The 19,266-nt window shown below is 62.0% G+C and carries 21 protein-coding genes; 9 read left to right on the top strand and 12 right to left on the bottom strand.

What is annotated here, in order from left to right; all coding sequences use genetic code 11:
• Nucleotides 1-255: 255 nt before the first annotated feature.
• Complete coding sequence (gene tal, locus KDW95_RS09310) at nucleotides 256-1,209, bottom strand: transaldolase (protein WP_255855995.1); 954 nt, start codon at nucleotides 1,207-1,209, stop codon at nucleotides 256-258.
• A 26-nt stretch (nucleotides 1,210-1,235) separates the two neighbouring features.
• Complete coding sequence (gene dusA, locus KDW95_RS09305) at nucleotides 1,236-2,258, bottom strand: tRNA dihydrouridine(20/20a) synthase DusA (protein ID WP_255855994.1); 1,023 nt, start codon at nucleotides 2,256-2,258, stop codon at nucleotides 1,236-1,238.
• Between the two features lie 92 nt (nucleotides 2,259-2,350).
• Between dusA and KDW95_RS09300 the strand changes: the two genes are divergently transcribed.
• From KDW95_RS09300 to KDW95_RS09290, 3 genes are read left to right on the top strand one after another with little or no spacing between them, the layout of a single operon-like run.
• Nucleotides 2,351-2,629 (top strand): hypothetical protein, encoded by a 279-nt coding sequence (locus tag KDW95_RS09300; protein WP_255855993.1) that lies wholly within the window; start codon nucleotides 2,351-2,353, stop codon nucleotides 2,627-2,629.
• Complete coding sequence (locus KDW95_RS09295) at nucleotides 2,619-4,274, top strand: phosphoethanolamine transferase (protein WP_255855992.1); 1,656 nt, start codon at nucleotides 2,619-2,621, stop codon at nucleotides 4,272-4,274. The genes KDW95_RS09300 and KDW95_RS09295 overlap by 11 nt, the downstream gene beginning before the upstream one ends.
• Nucleotides 4,275-4,287: 13 nt before the next feature.
• A complete protein-coding gene (locus tag KDW95_RS09290) occupies nucleotides 4,288-4,668 on the top strand; it encodes a diacylglycerol kinase (RefSeq protein WP_255855991.1) in 381 nt (126 codons plus the stop codon).
• A gap of 45 nt (nucleotides 4,669-4,713) precedes the next feature.
• Here the strand turns inward: KDW95_RS09290 and speD are convergent, their stop codons facing one another.
• Nucleotides 4,714-5,538, bottom strand: a complete 825-nt coding sequence (speD, locus tag KDW95_RS09285) for an adenosylmethionine decarboxylase (protein WP_255855990.1) — start codon at nucleotides 5,536-5,538, stop codon at nucleotides 4,714-4,716.
• Nucleotides 5,539-5,993: 455 nt separating this feature from the next.
• The gene (locus tag KDW95_RS09280; RefSeq protein ID WP_255855989.1) at nucleotides 5,994-6,245 is read right to left on the bottom strand and encodes a hypothetical protein; all 252 of its coding nucleotides are present in this window, start codon (nucleotides 6,243-6,245) and stop codon (nucleotides 5,994-5,996) included.
• A gap of 165 nt (nucleotides 6,246-6,410) precedes the next feature.
• Between KDW95_RS09280 and pdxB the strand changes: the two genes are divergently transcribed.
• From pdxB to KDW95_RS09260, 4 genes are all read left to right on the top strand, one after another.
• Nucleotides 6,411-7,574, top strand: coding sequence for a 4-phosphoerythronate dehydrogenase PdxB (gene pdxB, locus KDW95_RS09275; protein ID WP_255855988.1), 1,164 nt, complete (start codon nucleotides 6,411-6,413; stop codon nucleotides 7,572-7,574).
• A gap of 42 nt (nucleotides 7,575-7,616) precedes the next feature.
• Complete coding sequence (locus tag KDW95_RS09270) at nucleotides 7,617-8,318, top strand: flagellar brake domain-containing protein (protein ID WP_255855987.1); 702 nt, start codon at nucleotides 7,617-7,619, stop codon at nucleotides 8,316-8,318.
• A 201-nt stretch (nucleotides 8,319-8,519) separates the two neighbouring features.
• A complete protein-coding gene (locus tag KDW95_RS09265; RefSeq protein ID WP_255855986.1) occupies nucleotides 8,520-9,632 on the top strand; it encodes an ATP-NAD kinase family protein in 1,113 nt (370 codons plus the stop codon).
• Nucleotides 9,633-9,728: 96 nt separating this feature from the next.
• Nucleotides 9,729-9,929, top strand: a complete 201-nt coding sequence (locus tag KDW95_RS09260) for a hypothetical protein (RefSeq protein ID WP_255855985.1) — start codon at nucleotides 9,729-9,731, stop codon at nucleotides 9,927-9,929.
• Between the two features lie 64 nt (nucleotides 9,930-9,993).
• Here KDW95_RS09260 and htpX read toward each other — a convergent pair whose 3' ends face one another.
• Complete coding sequence (htpX, locus tag KDW95_RS09255) at nucleotides 9,994-10,881, bottom strand: protease HtpX (protein WP_255855984.1); 888 nt, start codon at nucleotides 10,879-10,881, stop codon at nucleotides 9,994-9,996.
• 154 nt (nucleotides 10,882-11,035) lie between these two features.
• Between htpX and KDW95_RS09250 the strand changes: the two genes are divergently transcribed.
• Together KDW95_RS09250 and KDW95_RS09245 are read left to right on the top strand one after the other, a co-directional pair.
• On the top strand, nucleotides 11,036-11,941 hold the full coding sequence (locus KDW95_RS09250; protein WP_255855983.1) for a class I SAM-dependent methyltransferase: 906 nt from the start codon (nucleotides 11,036-11,038) through the stop codon (nucleotides 11,939-11,941).
• Complete coding sequence (locus tag KDW95_RS09245) at nucleotides 11,941-12,420, top strand: 3'-5' exonuclease (protein ID WP_255855982.1); 480 nt, start codon at nucleotides 11,941-11,943, stop codon at nucleotides 12,418-12,420. Before KDW95_RS09250 ends, KDW95_RS09245 begins: the two co-directional genes overlap by 1 nt.
• Before the next feature lie 134 nt (nucleotides 12,421-12,554).
• Here KDW95_RS09245 and KDW95_RS09240 read toward each other — a convergent pair whose 3' ends face one another.
• The 7 genes from KDW95_RS09240 to KDW95_RS09210 form a co-directional block, all read right to left on the bottom strand.
• Nucleotides 12,555-12,923: a hypothetical protein gene (locus KDW95_RS09240; protein WP_255855981.1), complete on the bottom strand. Its 369-nt coding sequence runs from the start codon at nucleotides 12,921-12,923 to the stop codon at nucleotides 12,555-12,557.
• Nucleotides 12,924-13,045: 122 nt separating this feature from the next.
• Entirely contained in the window at nucleotides 13,046-13,678 is a 633-nt protein-coding gene (locus KDW95_RS09235; protein WP_255855980.1) for a histidine phosphatase family protein, read from the bottom strand.
• Nucleotides 13,671-14,810 carry a glycosyltransferase family 4 protein gene (locus tag KDW95_RS09230; protein ID WP_255855979.1) on the bottom strand — a complete coding sequence of 380 codons (1,140 nt, stop codon included), beginning with the start codon at nucleotides 14,808-14,810 and terminating at the stop codon, nucleotides 13,671-13,673. Before KDW95_RS09230 ends, KDW95_RS09235 begins: the two co-directional genes overlap by 8 nt.
• 8 nt (nucleotides 14,811-14,818) lie before the next feature.
• Complete coding sequence (locus KDW95_RS09225) at nucleotides 14,819-16,099, bottom strand: glycosyltransferase (RefSeq protein ID WP_255855978.1); 1,281 nt, start codon at nucleotides 16,097-16,099, stop codon at nucleotides 14,819-14,821.
• 38 nt (nucleotides 16,100-16,137) lie between these two features.
• On the bottom strand, nucleotides 16,138-16,881 hold the full coding sequence (locus KDW95_RS09220; RefSeq protein WP_255855977.1) for a polysaccharide deacetylase family protein: 744 nt from the start codon (nucleotides 16,879-16,881) through the stop codon (nucleotides 16,138-16,140).
• Nucleotides 16,878-18,047 (bottom strand): glycosyltransferase family protein, encoded by a 1,170-nt coding sequence (locus KDW95_RS09215; RefSeq protein ID WP_255855976.1) that lies wholly within the window; start codon nucleotides 18,045-18,047, stop codon nucleotides 16,878-16,880. The genes KDW95_RS09220 and KDW95_RS09215 overlap by 4 nt, the downstream gene beginning before the upstream one ends.
• A complete protein-coding gene (locus KDW95_RS09210) occupies nucleotides 18,044-19,222 on the bottom strand; it encodes a glycosyltransferase family protein (protein ID WP_255855975.1) in 1,179 nt (392 codons plus the stop codon). The genes KDW95_RS09215 and KDW95_RS09210 overlap by 4 nt, the downstream gene beginning before the upstream one ends.
• Between the last annotated feature and the right edge of the window lie 44 nt (nucleotides 19,223-19,266).

Genomic DNA, 19,266 nt, shown 5'->3' with positions numbered 1-19,266 from the left:
GGATGCAAACTCGGTTACTCGCTTCTCTCGGATCAGGGAGGCGACCGGCAGGGAGGCCGGGTACGGGGCTCGATGGCAGGATGCCTGAGAGCCCTTTTTTACGTTCAGCCGATATTCCGGTTTACATCGTCACTAGGCCCGTTCGGGCAGCTTGTTGTCCTGTGTTTCCTCCATTGCTGTCTGTGCGTCTCTTTGTTGGAGCTGGCATGCCCCGGCGCCTTGCAGAGCGATGGCCGCCGCTCCTGGCGGGTTGCGTTAGAGTGCGAGCAGCAGTTTTTCCAGCTTGACCTGATCGGCGGCGAAGTTGCGAATGCCTTCTGCCAGTTTCTCCGTTGCCATGGCGTCTTCATTCATCTGCCAGCGATAGCTGTTTTCAGGCAGTGCCGTACGAGCGTCGGTGCTGCTGGCGGTTTGCGGGCTCAGGCGCCGTTCCAGGGGCGCCTGGGTAGCGTCCAGTTCCTGCATCAGCGCCGGGCTGATGGTCAGGCGGTCGCAACCGGCCAGCGCCTGGATTTCACCGGTATTGCGAAAGCTCGCGCCCATGACGACGGTGCCATAATCGTGCTGTTTGTAGTGGTTGTAAATGCGCGTCACCGAGACCACGCCGGGATCCTTGTCGCCGCTAAAGTCAGCGTCTGGCTGCTGGCTGCGGTGCCAGTCGAGGATGCGGCCAACAAAGGGTGAAATCAGGTAGACGCCAGCGTCGGCGCAGGCCTGGGCCTGGGCGAAGCCGAACAGCAGGGTCAGGTTGCAGTTGATGCCCTCGCGTTCCAGTCTCTCGGCGGCCCGGATGCCTTCCCAGGTGGAGGCAATCTTGATCAGGATGCGGTCCTTGTCGATGCCGGCTTCCTGGTACATCTGTATGAGCCTGTGAGCCCTGGCGACGGTGGTTTCGGTGTCGAAGGACAGGCGGGCATCAACCTCGGTAGAGACGCGCCCGGGTACCAGCTTGAGAATTTCCAGCCCAATCAGGACGGCCAGTTTGTCGGTCATGTTGCCGAGCTGTTGCTGGTTGTCACCGCCCAGGCTCTGGGCCCAGGCGCGGGCCTGTTCCAGCAGGGGGCGATAGGCCGGGTGCTGTCCGGCCTTGAGCAGCAGGGAGGGGTTGGTGGTGGCATCGACGGGTCTGAACTGGCGAATGGCGTCGATATCGCCGGTATCTGCGACGACACTGGTGATGGCTTTTAATTGTTCCAGCTGGCTTTGCATGCTCTGTGTGTCCTTTATAGAAATGATTAAGCCGGTATCCGTTCCATTGCCTGTCTGAGTACCTCGGGACCGGCGCCGGGCTTGTGGGCGTTCTCGCTCAGGTAGCGGCGAAACTGCTTGCCGCCGCGCTGGGCGTGGAACAGGCCCAGAATATGGCGGGAAATATGCCCCAGGTTCACCCGCTCGCCGAGCTCCTGTTCGGCGTATGCGATCATCTGCTGCAGTGCCTCCAGCCGGCTGACGGTACCGGGTGCGGCGCCATAGAGTCGAGAATCCACATCGGCCAGCAGGCTGTAGGGGTTTTGGTAGGCTTCGCGCCCGACCATGACGCCGTCGACCTGTTCAAGGTGGGCGTCGCATTCGTCGAGCGACTTGATGCCGCCGTTGATGATGATCTCCAGCTCGGGAAAGGCCTGCTTGATGCGATAGACCCACTCGTATCGCAGAGGCGGTATATCGCGGTTTTCCTTCGGGCTCAGGCCTTTCAGGATCGCCTTGCGGGCATGAACGATAAAGGTTCTGCAGCCTGATCCGCGTACGACATCAACGAAGTGGTGCAGCTCTTCATAGCTGTCCATGTCGTCGATCCCCAGCCGATGCTTGACGGTCACGGGTATTGAGACCGCGCTCTGCATGCGTTCCAGGCAGTCGGCTACCAGCTGCGGGTGAGCCATCAGGCAGGCGCCGATCATGTTGTTCTGCACCCGGTCACTGGGGCAGCCGACGTTGAGGTTGACCTCGTCGTAGCCATGATCCTCGGCCATGCGGCTGCACTGGGCCAGCGCCTGTGGGTCGCTGCCACCAAGCTGCAGTGCAATGGGGTGCTCCGCGGCCTGGTAGCGCAGAAAGCGCCTGGCGTCGCCGTGGATCAGTGCGCCTGTGGTGACCATTTCCGTGTATAGCAGCGCGTTGCGACTAAGCAGGCGGTGAAAGTAGCGGCAATGGCGGTCTGTCCAGTCCATCATCGGGGCCACCGAGAAGCGGCGATTGGGCTCGGTGTGTTCGATGGCGGACGCGGGCTTGGTGCTGGGTTGGAGGCTGCTGGGCATGCTGTACAACTGAAGTTTGTGGAATCGGCGAAGAGTGTTTCTCTCGGGCCCGATTATATACCAAAGGGGCAAGTTCAGGCGACAGCTGGCGAATGCCTGCGCATTTGATGTCAGTCGCATCGAAAGTCGCTATCATTGGCGGCTGTTTTTTGGTCAGCCATGTGTCCGCATCGGTGAAAGGGATTTTCTGGCAACGACCGGTGCTTTATCACCTAGTTTTAAATATCCAGGTTTCAATCGTTTATGTGCGTTTCGCAATACCTTCTATCGCCCTGGCATGTGCTTTGTCGGGTCTGTTCGGCGTTTCCGCGCACGACATTGCTGTTGGCGTGGGTGCTCCTGATCCTGCTGGATTTGTTTATGGTGCGTGACAGGGCCTGGCTGACGGAGAATCTCTTCGGCAAGCGCTTTGTCGTGAACTTTGTTCTCAGCGCCCTGGCGTTCTGGGCGCTGCTGTATTGCGTGCGCGGCCTGGTGCGTCGCAGGCCCTTGTACGGGGCCCTGCTGTTACTGCTGCTGGTTGCCGCCTACTTTGCCCAGGCATCTTACTTCAGTGTCTATGGCAAATTCGTTACAGCGTTTGATTTTCGTTTTTTTGCCGCCGACCCTTTGTTGTCGTTGCAGTTGGGCGCGCAGACCGCATCGCTGTGGCATTCGGTCCGGGTTGCGGTTTCCGTGCTGCTGATTCTGGCGCTGGTGATGTCGCTCGATGCCCGTCCGTCGATATTACGCCGCTGTATCAGCGGGGGATTGGCAGTGCCGTTGTTTTTGCTCATAACTCTGAACTGGTACGGAACCTCGAGTTTCCAGATGGCGCCTGTGGCCTACCTCGGCAGTCTGGTCAGCGCCCTGGAGGTCCAGGCCCAGGCTCTGGACAAACCGGCCAAGCCGTTGCTGGCGTCAAGGGAGGCCAGGGCTGGCGTACCCAACATTGTGGTGGTGATCGGCGAATCGCTGAATCGGGATCACCTGGGGCTCTATGGTTACGCGCGTGACACAACGCCGCAGCTCTCGGCCATGCTGGAGCGTGGCGAGATGCTGGCCATGCAAAATGCGGTTGGGGTGTCGCCCCGTACCCTGACGTCCGTGCCCTACATGTTGACCGGTCTGCAGGGGATAGACCCCAAAGGCGTGATCTATACCGTGCCCACGCTGTTCAATTATGCCAAGAGCGGAGGCTACCAGACGGCATTGATTAGCGCGCAGGACTTCCAGTGGCGCAATCTGGATGAGCTGTTCGTGGATGGGGACCTGGATCACTACGAACAGGGCGTGAATTTCAGTGCTGACGTATCGGTTTCCGTGGGAGCCGATGATCTGCAGGTACTGGAGCGGGGCATTCTGCCCTACATGGAGCGTGTCTCCGAGCAGGAGGAGCCCTTTATGCTGGTGACCCAGATGAGTGGCAGCCACACACCCTTCAGCGACCAGGTACCCCAGGCTTACAAGATTTACTTGCCGGAAGGTGGCCCCAACAGTGTGAATGCCTATGACAATACGGTGCGCTATGCCGATATGTATCTGTCGCGGCTGGTGGAGGAGGCGCGGCGTATCGACCCCAATACCTGGGTGTTTTATGCCAGTGACCACGGCGAACATGTCAGTGACCAGGGCAGTCGCTTCCATGCCGACTTTATCCCGGAAGTGATCCGTAATCCGCTGCTGGTGTTTCCGCCGCTGGGCCAGGTCGGTGCCGTGAAGGCGGCGCTGGATGCGCCGGTCAGTGCGGCGGATATCGTGCCGAGCGCGCTGGAATTGATGGGGGTCGAGCCTGTCACCGAGCTGGGGGGCGTCAGTCTGCTGCACCCGATTGATCCAGAGCGCATGCGGATCGTCACAGCCTACATGATTACGCTGCACAACGATCCCCGGGCTGCGCTGGTGTTTCCGGACCAGTCGATCTATGACATCGATTTCAAGCGCGGCAGTGTGAAACTAAGTGATGGTGAAACACTGATTCGTTACGATGAGCTGGATTCGAAGTACAGGGGCTTGTTCGAGCCGCGACTTAACTAGTCTGGAGAGGGATATGCCCAACGAGAAGGTGACAGGACTGGCGCGTTTTTACTACGCAACCTGCTACTCGATGAAGGGAATTCGCGCGGCCTATAGCCATGAGCCGGCGTTTCGTTACGAAGTTTTCGGGGCGCTGGTACTGGTCCCGTTGTCGTTCTGGGTGGCGCAGACAGGGATGCAGCTTGGGCTGCTGATCGCCAGTTGCCTGCTGGTGCTGATGGCGGAGGTTTTTAACAGCGCGATAGAGGCGGTGGTGGATCGTGCCGGGCTCGAGATGCACGAACTGGCCGGGCGGGCCAAGGACCTGGGGTCGGCGGGCGTATTCTTTACCCTGCTGATGCTGGTGCTGATCTGGGGCGGCATTATCTGGGACAACGCGCAGGCATCCATGTGAAACGAAACAGAAGCAGGTGGGGTCCTGCTTCTGTTTCTGCAGGTCTTAGCCCTGGCTGAACGGCATTTCCGGCAGGTTGCGCGCGTAGAATATTTCCCGCATCTCGCGAAACAGGTTGTCGGTAATGCTGTTGATTTCTTCTTCGCTCATGCCCTGGGTGGTGGTGCCAAACAGGTACTGGTTGAGGTCGAAGTCGTTCAGCATCATCTTGGTATGGAAGATGTTTTCCTGATAAACATTCACGTCCACCATCTGGTAAAGATCGCGGATATCGTCGCTCATGAAATTCTGGATCGAATGAATATCATGGTCGATATAGTGCTTGATACCGTGCACGTCGCGGGTGAAGCCGCGCACGCGATAATCGATCGTGACGATATCCGACTCGAGCTTGTGAATCAGGTAGTTCAGCGCCTTCAGGGGTGAAATAACACCACAGGTCGAGACCTCAATGTCGGCACGGAACGTACAGATACCATTGTCCGGATGACTCTCCGGGTAGGTATGTACGCAGATGTGGCTCTTGTCGAGGTGAGCGACGACGGAATCCGGCTGCAGGGGGCCCGGTTTTTCCGAGGTGTCGACCATGAGGGAATCCTTCAGGGGTTCCTCGGATACCAGAATCGTGACGCTGGCGCCCTGGGGCTCGTAGTCCTGGCGGGCGACATTCAGCACGTTGGCGCCGATGATGTCGCACACCTCGGTCAGAATCTCGGTCAGACGATCCGCGTTGTATTGCTCATCAATGTACTCGATGTATTCTGCCTTCTGTTCCGGAGTCCGGGTGTAGCAGATATCGTAGATACAGAAGCTCAGGCTTTTAGTGAGGTTGTTAAAGCCCTGCAGTTTGATCTTGCCACTGGGTGTCAACGATCAGGCCTCCAAAAAAATAACGCGCCTCTCGGGCGCGATGGACGAATAGCTGTGGGGCTGGCCCCGGCAATGTGTCGTGATTGTAGAGCAACTGGGCGGTCAGAAAAAGTCCAACGGGTGACAAAAGTCCCGCTGTACAAAATTCCATCCGTGTATGGGGCGGCAGCTATCGTTGAATTTCAGTTGTTGCAAATCATTATCGTTTAGATTATCGTTTGCCTGGTTCACAAATTCCCGTCCGCTACCGGAGTCATCCGGTGGGCTGTCGGCCCGGCAGGACTCGCCTTTGGCGGCGCGTCTTTGCCACATGCTTAATGTTCAAGGCTCTTATCACGCAGGTCGTGAATGCCGGCTCCCAGGGGTCGGCTTTTTTTTGCACGGGATTCGGGTGTTGCGGTGAGTTGCTGTAGTGGCGCGGGCGGTTGCTGCGGGCGGTTGCGCAGGTTCGGCGGCTAGTGGCTGAAATCGAACCCCAGCTGTTCTTCGCTCATGCCCGTGTGGCGGTAGCCCAGCTTGCGCTGCTGACGGGCGATGTTGCTGAGCAGGCGTCGGGCTTCCTTGTAGGAGTGCAGTACGGTATGTGTCACAGTGGCTTCGTTCGCGGCCCGGTCTCCCCAGCTCTGGCTCAGAATCCAGTCACCGACAAGGTCCTGATACAGGCGAACGATGAAGTATTCCTGCTCTTTTTGCCAGCGTACTATCAAGGGGCTTTTACCGTAACTCGATCGGGGGGAAAATGTTGCAGTGAATGCATACCCGTTTATGCGACAGACTCAGGGCGTGTCGCGCCAGATCCCGATGCAAGGACATCGAGTGTAACGGCGCATTGAGCCCGAAACCATGGCATTTGTAAAGATCCGGAGTACAGATTGAAGTCCAGTCATCTGAATATCATTGCCGACGAAAACATTCCGGCACTACAGGCGCTGTTGGGGCCTCTTGGTACCATCCGAACCCTGGCGGGACGCAGCATGACGGCGGCTGATCTGGCCGGGGCCGATGTGTTGCTGGTGCGCTCGATTACCCGGGTGGACCGGGCGCTGCTGGCGGGTACGCCGGTGCGCTTTGTCGGCACCGCCACCATAGGAACGGACCATGTCGATCAGGTGTACCTGCAGGAGCAGGGTATTGCCTTTAGCAGTGCGCCGGGCTGCAATGCCGATGCGGTGGTGGAGTATGTGCTCACGGTGCTGTACAACCTCGCCGCCGAGCAGGGCTTTGCGTTGCGGGACAGAACCGTCGGTATTGTCGGGGTCGGTAATGTCGGCTCCCGCCTGCAGCGCCGTCTGCAGCGGCTGGGCGTGCGCTTGTTGCTGAACGACCCGCCACGCCAGGCCAAGCAGCGCGAGAACGCCACGGCAGAGTCCTTTGTGAGTCTGGATACCCTGCTGGATGAGGCTGATATCCTTTGCCTGCATACGCCACTGGTCTGTGGCGGGCCCCATCCTACGCAGCATTTGCTGGGTGTCCCTGAGCTGGCTCGCCTGCGCCGGGGGGCGATCGTGCTGAATGCCGGGCGCGGGGCCGCCATTGATGGTGCGGCCTTGCTGGAAATTGCGCGGGCGCGACCGGACCTGACGCTGGTGCTGGATGTCTGGGAGCACGAGCCCCTGGTCGACCCGGCGCTGCTACCCCTGGTACGTATGGGTTCACCCCATATCGCTGGCTACACACTGGATGGGAAAATTCGCGGTACCCATATGTTGTACCAGGCGCTGTGCCGGCACCTGGGGTTGTCGGAGCCTGCTCCCCTGCAGGCGTTTCTGCCCGCGCCCTCGGTGGCTCGGGTTGAGGCAGGCGCCGGCCTGACCGCGCTGGAGCTGATGCGTCTGCTGTATGACCCGTACCGGGATGACCGGGCGTTGCGGGCAACCCTGGGTGTGGCACCCGCCGAGCGCGGTCACGCGTTCGACCGGCTGCGCAAGGAATACCCGGTGCGGCGCGAGTTCGATACCCTGGCGGTTGCTGGCCATCTTGAACCGTCTCTGGCGGAGGAGCTTGGGGCGCTCGGCTTCAGAGTGGAATTGTCGTAAGCTGTCGCGTTTTTAATGCGTCATGACAACGCCGGAACCTGAATGCTGAAGTCACTGGAACAGACTGCCGAACCCCTTGATCTGGCGCAGCTGCGGCCCTTGCCGGGTGAGCGCCTGCGGGTCGAAAGCCGCGTGCCGCGCAGCCGCTTTGTGTCGGAGCTCATCGGCTACAAGGTCGATGGCAGTGTTCTGATCAGTGCCCCGCGCGCCGGGGCACTGGCCGCCAGCGTCAGTGTAGGTTCGGTGGTTACGGTGCGGCTGATGGCGGGTAATCGTATCTGCGCTTTTAGCAGCCGGCTGTTGCGGGTACAGCCGCAGCCTTTTGCCTACTGGCATCTGGAGTATCCCGGGAGCGTTGAAGTACGCCTGATTCGCAGCCATACCCGCGTGCCCGTGCGGCTGAAGGTGGCGCTGGATACGCAGGATGATGGCCCTGGGGTGCAGTCCGGTCTGCCCTGTGCTGCGCTCTGTAGCGATATCAGCTTGCAGGGAGCCTGTGTGGAAACCCTGCATCCGGTGGGCGTGCCCGGCGACCGGCTGTTCGTGACCCTGCGTATTCAGCTGGCGGGCATTGATCAGGTTCTGTTGATGCCGGCCCTGATCAGGAATCAGCAATCACTGGCGAGCGGGTTTCGTTTTGGGCTGGAGTTCCTGGAGCTCGAAGAAGACAGCCGGGTGATGCTGGCCGGCTTTGTCTATCAGCAGATGCTGCTGGAGACCGGTTATATCGAGGCTGTGCTCTAGCAGCCTGTCGGACTTACCACTGATCTACTGCGGGAAAGCCGATTTTGGTCATTTTTCGTGCTCTTTTTTGTTGAATAGAACCACTATTCGTCTCAAAAGAGCCCAAAAACTTCCTCAAAACGGGCTGTCCCTCGCTACGATCGGCCAAGTCCGACAGGCTGCTAGCCCTTATCTTTTAGTGTACCAACGGCAGGAGACCGGATGTTTCGACTTGGACTGATCATAAACCCACTGGCGGGCCTTGGCGGCAGCGTGGCGCTCAAGGGCAGTGATGGCGCGGAAACCGCGCGCCTGGCGCTGCAGCTGGGTGCCAGGCCGCGTGCCGGCGAGCGCGCGCTGCAGGCGCTGTTGCCCTTGCAGGGGCTGGATGTCGAGCTGTTGACCTGGCCGGCAGAAATGGGTGCCGATGTGGCGCGCCAGGCAGGCTTTGAGCCTCGGGTCATGGGGCAGATCGAGCCGGGGCACACCGGACCTGAGGATACCGAGCGTGCGGCGCTGGAGTTGGCCGCCGCGGGGGTCGACCTGATCCTGTTTGCGGGCGGGGACGGCACGGCACGCAATATCTGTCATGTTCTGTCGGACAGGGTACCGGTACTCGGGGTGCCCGCCGGTGTAAAGATTCATTCCGGTGTTTACGCGGTTACCCCGCGGGCCGCCGGGGAAATAGTCGCCATGCTGGTACGTGGCGAGCTGGTGACCCTGGCGGACCAGGAAGTCCGGGATATCGATGAAGAGGCGTTTCGCCAGGGGCAGGTACGCGCCAGGTATTACGGCGAGTTGCTGGTTCCGCAGGAACACCGTTACCTGCAGCACGTGAAAAATGGTGCGCGCGAGGTCGAGGAGCTGGTGCTGGCGGACATCGCGGCCGACATGGTCGAAGCCATGCTGCCGGGGGTGCGCTATGTGATGGGTTCGGGTACCACGGTCAAGGCGGTTATGGATGAACTTGGCCTGGCCAATACCCTGCTGGGGGTCGATGTGGTAGAGGATGGCGCCTTGATCGCCAGCGATTGCACTGCCGATCAGCTGCTGGCGCTGACGCAGGGGCACGAAAGCCGGCTGATTATTACGGTGATTGGCGGCCAGGGGCACATTATCGGTCGTGGTAACCAGCAACTGAGCCCGGCGTTGCTGCGTCGCATTGGTCGCGATGGCATCCATTTGCTGGCGTCCAAAACCAAGCTAAAGGCGCTGGATGGGCGGCCCCTGATCGTTGACAGCGGTGAGCCTGCGCTGGATCGCAGCTTTGCAGGGCTCATGCGCATTACCACCGGCTATCACGATGCGGTGCTCTATCGGGTGGCGGATTGTTGAGCAGGCTTCTAACCTGAAGGGACGATTACCGGTGCTTGTCGGGCAGGCTGAGTGTGGTGCAGCGGCAAGCCGGGTTCTGCGACCCTGGAGGTGCCCATGTTTCCCGGACTGTTCGGATTTGTACTGCGCTGGCTTGGGTTGGTCGAGTGGAAGGTGCGCTCCCGCCTGGGGCTGGTACGCAATATCTGGATACTGTCGGGTATGTTGATGCTGTGGCTGGCACAGCCGCCGCTGATGCTGGCAGTCGCACTGTTCAGCACCTGCCTGTCCTTCTGTGTACTGGATGAGGGCAGCTGAACCTGACCTTCAATGCAAAAAAACGGGCGCCCAGGGCGCCCGTTGTTGTATCTGTGCCCAGCAATCAGCGGCGGTTTTGCAGTGCGGCTATACGCTCATCCAGCGGCGGGTGCGATGACAGCAGTTCCATAAATCCCTGCTTCATGTGGCTGCTGATGCCAAAGGCCGTCAGCTGGCCCTGCAGCTGATCGGGTACGCCATACTCGGACTTCAGACGCTGCAGCGCACCGATCATGGCATGGGGGCTGGCAAGCGCTGCGCCGGACTCGTCGGCGCGGTATTCACGCCGGCGCGAGAACCAGGCGACGATAACGGATGCGACGATGCCAAACAGAATTTCGAACACAAAGGTGGTGATGTAGAAGCCGATGCCAGGGCGTGAGTCATCGCCATCGCGACGCAGGAACGAGTCCACGGCATAGGCGGCGATGCGGGCAAAGAACATCACGAAGGTGTTTACCACGCCCTGAACCAGCGCCAGGGTGACCATGTCGCCGTTGGCGACATGGCCGATTTCATGGGCCAGTACGGCGCGGGTTTCTTCCTTGCGAAAGCGCTCCAGCAGCCCCTGGCTGACGGCGACCAGAGCCGCGTTCTTGTTCCAGCCGGTAGCGAAGGCGTTGGCCTGCTGTGCCGGGAAAATGCCGACCTCGGGCATCTTGATGCCCGCCTTGTCCGACAGTTCGGCGACGGTGTCCAGCAGCCAGCGCTCCGCTTCACTGCGCGGCTGGGTAATGATCTGGGTGCCCGTGGACATTTTCGCCATGGTTTTGGACAGCAGCAGCGATATCAGCGAGCCGGCAAAACCGAATACCGCACAGAAGGCCAGCAGGGAGCCGAGATTGAGCCCGGTGCCGCTGAGGTAATGCTCGACGCCCAGCAAGTTCAGCGTAATGCTGGCGACGAGCAGAACAGCGAGGTTGGTGGCAAGAAAAAGGACAATCCTCATCATGGTGTAGGTCTACCTGGTTGGGTGATAGCCGATAAGATGTGGTCTGGCGCTAAAAGTTTCAATGCCATCGGCAATAAATAATCGTCTGGTTGCAGCCAGGCTCGGCGGCTATAATGCCGCGCTTTTCCAGCAGCCGATCCGGCCGGGGTACAAGATGGAACTGCTGATCGAGACGGTCACACAACAATTGCAGCGTGCGGCGGGTGAAACGCGCCGGCTGTTTCACGGTCGTGGCCACTGTTATCCCGGTCTTGAACACCTGGTTATCGACTGGTTTCCGCCGGTGGCCGTGGTGCGGCTCTACGATGAGGTAGAGACACAGTGGTGTGAGGCGCTCTGTGCCGCTCTGGCCCGGGTTCCCGGAATCGAGGCCCTGGTCGTGCAGTCGCGCGGGCGTGGCCGCGAATCCCGCAATGAGATCGCCTGGGGCGAGGTGCCAGAACGGCTGGCGGCTACCGAGCTGGGGCTGCAGTACTGGGTGTCGCCGCTGCAGAACCAGAACAGTGGACTTTTCCTTGATATGCGCGAAGGGCGTTGCTGGGTACGCGAGCATGCGCGCGGTGCGCGGGTGCTCAATCTGTTTGCCTATAGCTGCGCCTTCTCGGTGGCGGCAATGGCGGGCGGTGCCGCCTCGGTGGTGAACCTGGACATGAGTCGCGGGGCTCTGGCGCGGGGGCGTGAAAATCATCAGTTGAACGGGCAGGATCAGCGCGATGTGCGCTACCTGGGGCATGACCTGCTCAAGTCCTGGGGCAAATTGCGCAAGCTCGGGCCTTATGACCTGGTGCTGGTGGATCCGCCGAGCTTTCAGCCGGGCAGCTTCGTGGCTGAGCACGACTACCGCAAGGTGGTGCGCCGCTTGCCCGAGCTGACCCGGCCCGGCAGCCGGATTCTGGCATGCCATAATGACCCCTTGCACGATACCGGCTTTATTCGCGCGCTGATGGCCGAGGAATGTCCACAGTTCGTCCTGCGTGAGCGGCTGGATAATGCCGATGACTTTCCTGAACAGGACCCCGAGCGGGCTCTGAAGGTATTGCTGTTCGAACGGGAGGCCTGATGGATATCATCTGCCTGGACTTTGAGGCCAGTGGGCTTGGGCCTCGCTCCTATCCTATCGAGGTGGCCTGGCGTGACGCCGCCAGCGGGGAGCAGGACAGCTTTCTGATAGATCCGAATACGGTGCCGGGTTGGACGCACTGGGATGAGGTGGCGCAGGGAATTCATGGCCTGAGCCGCGAAGAACTGCATGCTCAGGGCATTGCCGCGTCAGCCGCCTGCTGGCGGCTGAATCGGGCGCTGGAGGGCAGGACAGTCTATTGCGACGCGCTGGAATTCGACCATTTCTGGTTGCGGCGCCTGTATGAGGCGGCCCAGATGCGGCCAATGTTCCGGCTCAAGGGGTTGGAAGTGCTGTTGACTGCCGTGCAACGGCAGCGCTTTATGGCGGCTATCGAGTGTCAGGATCGCCGACACCGCGCGCTGGATGATGTGGCGGACCTGATCGGTGCGCTGCAGTACGCTTTCCAGGGCGATTGACGGCCCTGCGTCGCCGGCGGGGCTGTCCCAGGCAGAGTGCCAATCGCCTGAGGCAGCGCTGCGCCATAATCAGGCGCCGTGCGGTCAGCCTCCTGGCGACTCGCTAAAAGCGCCTCCAAGGGCGAAGCAGTACACTAGTTGTTCAGAATCAGGCCTTCGATCTGGTTGCGAATGGCATCGTACTGGCCGGTTTCCTCGGGCATGAAGTACAGCTTGTAATAGCCGCGATCCACCAGGCGACCCTTGTTGCCTTGGATGGTTTCCTTGTAGGTCGCATGCAGGTAGCTCATCTGCAGGTGGATGACCCGGGTGTGGGGTTGCACGGTAAATTGATGGTTTTCCAGATCGTAACGGGTCTTGGCTTCCTTGATGCTGTAAAAGGACACTTCAGCAACGTGGTTCAGGTTGATCAGGAAGTTGGAGGTCACCGGAATCAGGCGCTGCTTTTCCAGTCCGTTGTGTTCCATGTAGATGCCGCTGTTCTTGTTGATCTTGATAAACATGATTGACGAACCTCTGCGTGTTTTTCGACTGCGAACGACAATAAGTCAATTTGATGAAGGCTGTGTGACAGCTTAGCAGGTTGTTGAAAAAATTGGTCTTTTGTCAGCATTCTTGAGTATTTTCAGCGCTGTCGGCGCGACTGGAGTGGCACGTTACTTTGTTGCAGGTGCCATTGCAGCCCATCCCAGGCGAAGTGCTGCAGGCAGCTGTACTCCAGCTTTCGCGGGGCCTTGCCGCGCATGTCCCACCGGCAGGCGGCGGCGAGCAGCGCCCGTATCACACCCTTGTGGCAGAGGGCACCGGCGTGCCCGATGCCCTTGCTGCGCAATGACTCGGCCCATTGCGTAAGACGCTGCTGTACCTGGCGCGGCGATTCGCCGTTGGGTGGACACAGATCCAGCCCCTGGGTTTCCATCGCCGCCATGCCGGCGGGGTCGGCGAGTCGCAGGTCGCTAATACGCTGTCCTTCCCAGTCGCCCCAGTCCATCTCGATCAGCGCCGCGGCAACGCCGGCATCCAGCCCGAGCAGCTGTGCCGTTTCCCGGGCACGTAGCAGCGGGCTGCTGTACCAGTGCCAATTTTCGAAGCGCTCAGGCACCCTCAGACAGTCCAGTTGTTGCCGGCTGGCGGCTAGCAGCGGTTCGTCGTGGTGGCCCTGCAGGCGTTTAAGCCGGTTCCATTCGGTGGGGCCGTGGCGCAGGCAGATCAGTTCCAGCCTGGGCGCAGGGGGGGGATTCGGCGGAGCTTCAGGCATGAAGAAGAGGCTCCAGTTCGGCGCGCAGCACGGCGGCGGCGGCCTGCAGCGAGTGTTGCTGGCGCACCTGAACCAGGCTGGCGTCGCGCCAGCGCTGGCGCAGTGCCGGCTGTGCCAGTGCCTGTTCCAGCGTGCGGGCCAGGGCGGTTGGGTCCCGTGGGGGCACGAGCTGGCCGGTCTGGTCATTATGCACCACGGCGCAGACGCCGCGTTCGTTGCCGGCGATGACCGGCAGGCCCTGGGCCTGGGCCTCCAGCAAGGCCATGCCAAAGGCTTCGTTGACCGCCGGCCAGACCATCAGGTCCGCCGCTTGCAGCAGGGGTGTCAGCTGGGCGGGGGTCAGTTGCCCCAGAAAGCGCACCCGAGGATCCGGTGCCAGGAGGCCCTGAGAAAAGGCGGCTTCGACCTCGGTCCGGGCACTGCCGTCACCGACAATCAAGAGTTCGACGTCGCTGTGCAGTTGCGCCATGCTCGCCGCCAGTATGCGGTAGGACGCCAGCTTGTCGCCGGGGCGCATCATGGCCACGCTGATCAGCCAGGGCTTGCCGGCATCGAGCTGCCAGCGTTTTGCCAGCGCGGCCTTGCCTTCGTGGGAGACTGGTTGAGCATTGAGATCAATAAAGGGCGACAGGCGCACTATGGGCGCACCCGGGCCCAGCAGATCCGTGAGGCCTTCGCTGTCGGTGGGGTTCAGGGTAAAGATGCGTTGCGCCTGTTTCAGTGCGTCGCCGACGCTTTGATGCGACAGCGCCCAGGATCCGCTGGCGCGGCTTGCCGCCCAGGAGGCTTCTGCGCATACATAGGGAATGCCGAGCTGCCGGCACACGGCGGGACCGATCCAGTCCGGCGCCTTGTAGTACAGGTGATAGGTAAACCAGAGCCTGGGCTGCCATTGCTGGCGTTGCCAGCGGTGAACCAGCCGTGCCGCCAGTGCCTCGCCCAGTTGGGCCAGGCGCAATTGGCGCGCAGGATTGCCGATAGCATCCCGACTGCGCAGGGTGCAGGCCAGGCGGACATCGAAGCCGGCTTCCTCAAGTGCCCCCATTAGCAGGCGGGCCAGCAGTCGGTCACCCGAGGGATTGGGGTGGGTCGGTGCCTTGAGGGGGGCGTAGAAGGCGACGGGGGCAGGCATGGGGCGGCTCAGTGATCGCAGTGGCAGGGCTGGGGGTTCGCAACCGCAGGGCGCTCGGTTGTCGCCGGCAGGTCGAACAATTCAGCCAGCTGATCGATGCCGCGCTCGACATCGAACACCTGCTGCACGCGTTGCTGCCCGGCCTGGCCCAGACGGGTGCGCAGCGCAGGATCGTGCAGCAGCTGCTGCAGGGCGTCAGTCAGCGCGGCGGGCTCGCCGGGGCCGACGAGCCAGCCGGTGCTGCCATGCTCGATCAGCTCGGGAATGCCGGAGATGGTGGTGCTCAGGCAGCACAGCCCCTGGCTCTGGGCTTCCATCAGGACATTGGGCAGGCCATCGCGGTCGCCATCATCGACGATCTTGCTGGCCAGGACGAACAGGTCCGAGGCGCGGTAGCTTTCCAGTACCTGTTGCTGGGGCAGGGCACCGAGCCACTGGATGCGCGCATCGATGCCCAGCGCCTGGGCCTGCTGTTTCAGGCTTTTCAACAGTGGGCCGCCGCCAATATGGGTGAGCTGCCAGGCGCAGTCGGCGGGCAGTGCAGCGAGTGCATTCAGCAGGTCGTCGTAGCCTTTCTTGGCTACCGCGCGGCCGACCGAGATCAGCCGTACCGGGTCCTGCGCCTGCTGGGCGTCTCGCAACTGTGGCACGCTGGGCGGAGCCGAAAAGCGCCGCAGGTCCAGCCCGTGGTACACCAGGTGTACGCGTGAGGGGTCGGCGGCCAGCCCTTGCAGGTAGCTGTGGTTGGCGCCGGTGCAGGTGGCCAGCCAGGCAAGCTCCGCCAGCTTTTCGCGCAGCTCCCAGGCGTCGCTGGTCCAGATGTCCTTGGCGTGGGCCGAAGCGCTCCAGGGCAGCCCGGTGAGCAGGGCGCAATAGCGCGTCACCGATGCGGGCGTGTGCAGGAAGTGGGCGTAGAGCTGCTCGGTACCGGGAGGCAGTTCGGCGGCCAGAACCAGCGCCTGGCCCAGGCGCCGCAGGCGGTTGCGGCTGCAGTCGCGCTTCAGGTCCTGCCACCAGTGCTGCAGGCAACGGCGATAGCCCGGCATGCGGCGGGCCTTCCACCAGCCCTTGAGGAGCCGCAGCGGTTCCTGGTGCAGGTACTCGGGCAGGTACAGTACCGGCGCCTGTATCTCGTCGTGTATCGGGTGGGTGCTCTTGTCGGTGGGGTGGCGCAGGGAGGCCAGGGTGATGTTCAGGCCTCGCAGCTCCAGGGCGCGTATTTCCTGAGCAATAAAGGTTTCCGACAGGCGTGGGTAGCCTTTCAGCACGAGGGTGATCTGGCGGCTCAAGCGATACTCCTTACAGGGCCTGTGTTTAACGGGCTGCATCAGCTGTGCAGCAGTCCGGGACCGTCGATCCAGCGCACTTTCCCGGAGGCTGCCAGGGTGTCGCTCAGCTGGTCGAGAAAAGCCCAGCAGGCGGCGTCGTGATCCAGGTGATGGGTCATCAGCCCGCAGGGCTCGCTGGCATCCACCTGGCCCCGCCTGCGGGCCTGCAGGTTGGCGATAATGCCCTCGATAATCGGGTCGGTACCGGCAAAGCGGCGTGCGCGCCAGTCGATGATGTCGATATGTACATTGAGCTGTGGCACTCCCGCAGGTTCCGTTTCTCGCGGCCCAAGTACGGACAGGCGTTCATAGCCAAGCGCCGGCAGCAGGGGCAGCAGGTCAGCATCGATACGGTTCCAGGGCGGCACCAGTATGTCCAGCGCTTGTCGGCCAAACAGCTGCTGCAGTCGCTGCCGTCCGACTTTGAGTTGCTGCAGGATCTGCGCTCGCGGCCGTGGGCCGCCCAGTTCGCGCTTGCGCTCACCGGGTCCGGCGTAGGGGCTGTGATCATAGCCGTGCTGCAGCACCCAGACGCGGGGCTCCGCGGCCAGGCGCCGGGCCAGGGCCTCGGTGCAAAGGGCGGGAATCACGGCAAGGCTCAGGTCGATGGTGTGGCGCCGGGTGATGTCGATGAGCTGATCGAGCGCGGCGCTGGGGGCGACGGCATCGTCGTCGCGCCACCAGAAGGTCGCGGGCGCATCCCACTGGGCCAGTTCCTGGAGCAGTGCTTGCCAGCAGGTCATGCTGCTTGGCCTGAAAGCAGGCGCAGCAGGTCGGCGGCGGCGTTCTGGGCACCGTCAAGGCGCAACGGCGCGGGGTTAGAGTGCGCATGGTCGGTCCTGGACAGGGCCTGATGGGCCGCGTGACGAAGGCTGTCGGCGCACAGGTCTGCCTCGTCGGCGATGCTGACGCGTCCGGCCTCGGCAAGGTGCCGGGCGCGGCTGATCTGTTCGGTTTCGCCGCTGCCAATGTAGGGCACGACCACCGCGGGCACCTGGCTGACCAGCAGGTCCATGACCGTGTTGTAGCCGGCCTGGGAAATGGACAGTTCGGCGCCGGCCAGGCGGCTGACGAAGTCGTCGCAAAAGCGCATAAGCTGCAGTTCGGGTGCGTGCAGCGACTGTTGCAGCCGCTCGAAATCCCCCTGCGGCAGGTTGGGGCCTGCAATCAGGGTCCAGGGGCGCCCTGGCAGCAGGCCGTCGCGGTGAGCGCATATGGCCGCCTGCAGCAGGCGCAGACCGACGGCACCGCCGCCGGCCGAAACAATAACGCCCTGGCGTGGCCGCGGCGCGGGAGCCCGGGGGGCGATGTAGCCGGTATAGTGCAACCGCTCGCCCAGCTCGGGCGTCAATTGATAGCTGGCATCCAGGGGAGCGAAGCGGGCATCGCCGTGGGCCCAGATGCGGTGGTAGTGCTTGTCGATCAGTCCCAGGGTTTCGCGCTCCCGCTCCGGGCTGCGCTGTTGCACGATGTCGCGCAGCGAGCAGATCAGCCGCGGGGGCTTGGGCTGCCGCCGTGCCCAGTCCAGCAGCGGGCGCAGTTCAAAGCGCATCTGGCGCCGGCCAAAGGGAAACAGCTCGGTGATGATGGCATCGGGCTGGATCTGGGCCGCAAGCGCCAGCAGCTGGTCACGGCGCTGATGGCGCATGTTGTCATCAAGCGGGTTGCCGGCGGTGTCTACCAGGGTGGCGAAGTCGGCATCCTGTACCCGCAGGGCGTTCAGGTAGTGGCACTGGGCCCCCGCAAAGCGGATCGAGGGCACTGGCTCCCCGCCCAGGATCATGTGGACATCCAGTCCGGCTTCAACCAGCGCCTCACACAGCAGTGCGGCGCGGCGCAGATGGCCCACGCCGAGCAGGTGCTGCACATAAAACAGTACCCGCGCAGGTGTTGAGCGGAGTCTGCTCATGAGGGCGCCTGGTCGAACAGCTCGCCTATGCGCTCGGTGACGCTGTCGAGGCCGCCGAGCCATTCGGCCTTGCTGGCAACACCCGGTGGCGATTGCTGCGGCAGTCGTTGCAGCGCCTCGACCATTTCGGCGGTCGTGCGTGCGCCGTCGGCATCCACCAGGCTGATCAGGTTCAGGGCGGCGGCATTCTGTGCCCGGATCAGCTGCTCCTTGCGCGGAAAGCTGCGCGGCAGGATCAGCGCGGGTCGATCAAGAGAGAGGATTTCACAGAAGGTGTTGTAGCCGCCCATGGCGACGACGGCGGCGGCGTTGGCCATCAGTCGTTCGAGCTGGGCATCGAAGGTAATCATGTCGACGTCAGGCAGGGACTCGGCGCGCTGCAGGAACTGCTGGCGCTCGGCCTGGGGCATAAAGGGGCCGAGCACGAACAGGGCTCGCCAGGGCAGGCTGACGCCGGATTCGTAGGCGCGCAGGACCCAGTCGGTCATCTCGATGCCGTCACCGCCACCGCCTGGCGTCACCAGGATATAGGGCTGTTCGGGGGAGGCGGAGTCGACAGTGTTGGCGATCTCGGGAATTTCCCGGCGCAGGTAGCCGGTATAGCGCATTCGCTCCAGGGTATCGGCGCCGATGGGCAGGCTGCGCAGCGGGTTGCCCATGGCGCGGGGGCCGTACACCCAGAGCTCGTCGTAAAGGCGTTCCAGCTCACCAAAGATGCCTTTCTTGTGCCATTCGGTGGTCAGCAGGTCCGGTGCGTCCATGACATCCCGCAGGCCGAGAATGGTGCGGGTCGACGTACCCTTGAGCATTTCCAGTGTCGAGTGGACTTCACCCTTGAGACCGAGCGGTTCCTTGTCGACCAGGAAAATGTCCGGTGCGAAGGCCTTGGTGGTGTTCAGGATAATGCTTTCGCGCAGTGCCAGGGTGTCGGCCAGGTCGATGTGCAGCGCCAGGGAGGTGTAGTCGCCATTGTGCAGCTTGATGACGCCGGGGATGCGGACAAAGTCCACTCGGGCCTTGAAGTCAAAGCGCCCGATAATGGGGGACCCGGTCATGATCAGCACCGAGAGGCCCTTGTAGGCATCCACTATGGCATGGGCCAGCGCACGGCAGCGGCGCAGGTGGCCGAGGCCAAAGGAATCGTGGCTGTAAATCAGCAAGCGACGGTTTTTCAAACTATTGCCTTATGCAGCGGCGTCCATTTCTGGCGGCCATAGTA

It is taken from the genome of Marinobacterium rhizophilum, assembly GCF_024397915.1.
Taxonomy (GTDB): Bacteria; Pseudomonadota; Gammaproteobacteria; order Pseudomonadales; family Balneatricaceae; genus Marinobacterium_A; species Marinobacterium_A rhizophilum_A.
The sequence above is the reverse complement of the archived record's forward strand: the minus strand, read 5'-3'. Positions and strand labels throughout refer to the sequence as shown.

Bases quoted from the DNA above. Each gene is read 5' to 3' on its own strand.
- tal (WP_255855995.1), bottom strand. From the start codon at position 1,209: ATGCAAAGCCAGCTGGAACAATTAAAAGCCATCACCAGTGTCGTCGCA.
- dusA (WP_255855994.1), bottom strand. From the start codon at position 2,258: ATGCCCAGCAGCCTCCAACCCAGCACCAAGCCCGCGTCCGCCATCGAA.
- KDW95_RS09300 (WP_255855993.1), top strand. From the start codon at position 2,351: ATGCCTGCGCATTTGATGTCAGTCGCATCGAAAGTCGCTATCATTGGC.
- KDW95_RS09295 (WP_255855992.1), top strand. From the start codon at position 2,619: ATGGTGCGTGACAGGGCCTGGCTGACGGAGAATCTCTTCGGCAAGCGC.
- KDW95_RS09290 (WP_255855991.1), top strand. From the start codon at position 4,288: ATGCCCAACGAGAAGGTGACAGGACTGGCGCGTTTTTACTACGCAACC.
- KDW95_RS09270 (WP_255855987.1), top strand. From the start codon at position 7,617: ATGCTGAAGTCACTGGAACAGACTGCCGAACCCCTTGATCTGGCGCAG.
- KDW95_RS09265 (WP_255855986.1), top strand. From the start codon at position 8,520: ATGTTTCGACTTGGACTGATCATAAACCCACTGGCGGGCCTTGGCGGC.
- KDW95_RS09260 (WP_255855985.1), top strand. From the start codon at position 9,729: ATGTTTCCCGGACTGTTCGGATTTGTACTGCGCTGGCTTGGGTTGGTC.
- htpX (WP_255855984.1), bottom strand. From the start codon at position 10,881: ATGATGAGGATTGTCCTTTTTCTTGCCACCAACCTCGCTGTTCTGCTC.
- KDW95_RS09250 (WP_255855983.1), top strand. From the start codon at position 11,036: ATGGAACTGCTGATCGAGACGGTCACACAACAATTGCAGCGTGCGGCG.
- KDW95_RS09245 (WP_255855982.1), top strand. From the start codon at position 11,941: ATGGATATCATCTGCCTGGACTTTGAGGCCAGTGGGCTTGGGCCTCGC.
- KDW95_RS09240 (WP_255855981.1), bottom strand. From the start codon at position 12,923: ATGTTTATCAAGATCAACAAGAACAGCGGCATCTACATGGAACACAAC.
- KDW95_RS09235 (WP_255855980.1), bottom strand. From the start codon at position 13,678: ATGCCTGAAGCTCCGCCGAATCCCCCCCCTGCGCCCAGGCTGGAACTG.
- KDW95_RS09230 (WP_255855979.1), bottom strand. From the start codon at position 14,810: ATGCCTGCCCCCGTCGCCTTCTACGCCCCCCTCAAGGCACCGACCCAC.
- KDW95_RS09220 (WP_255855977.1), bottom strand. From the start codon at position 16,881: ATGACCTGCTGGCAAGCACTGCTCCAGGAACTGGCCCAGTGGGATGCG.
- KDW95_RS09215 (WP_255855976.1), bottom strand. From the start codon at position 18,047: ATGAGCAGACTCCGCTCAACACCTGCGCGGGTACTGTTTTATGTGCAG.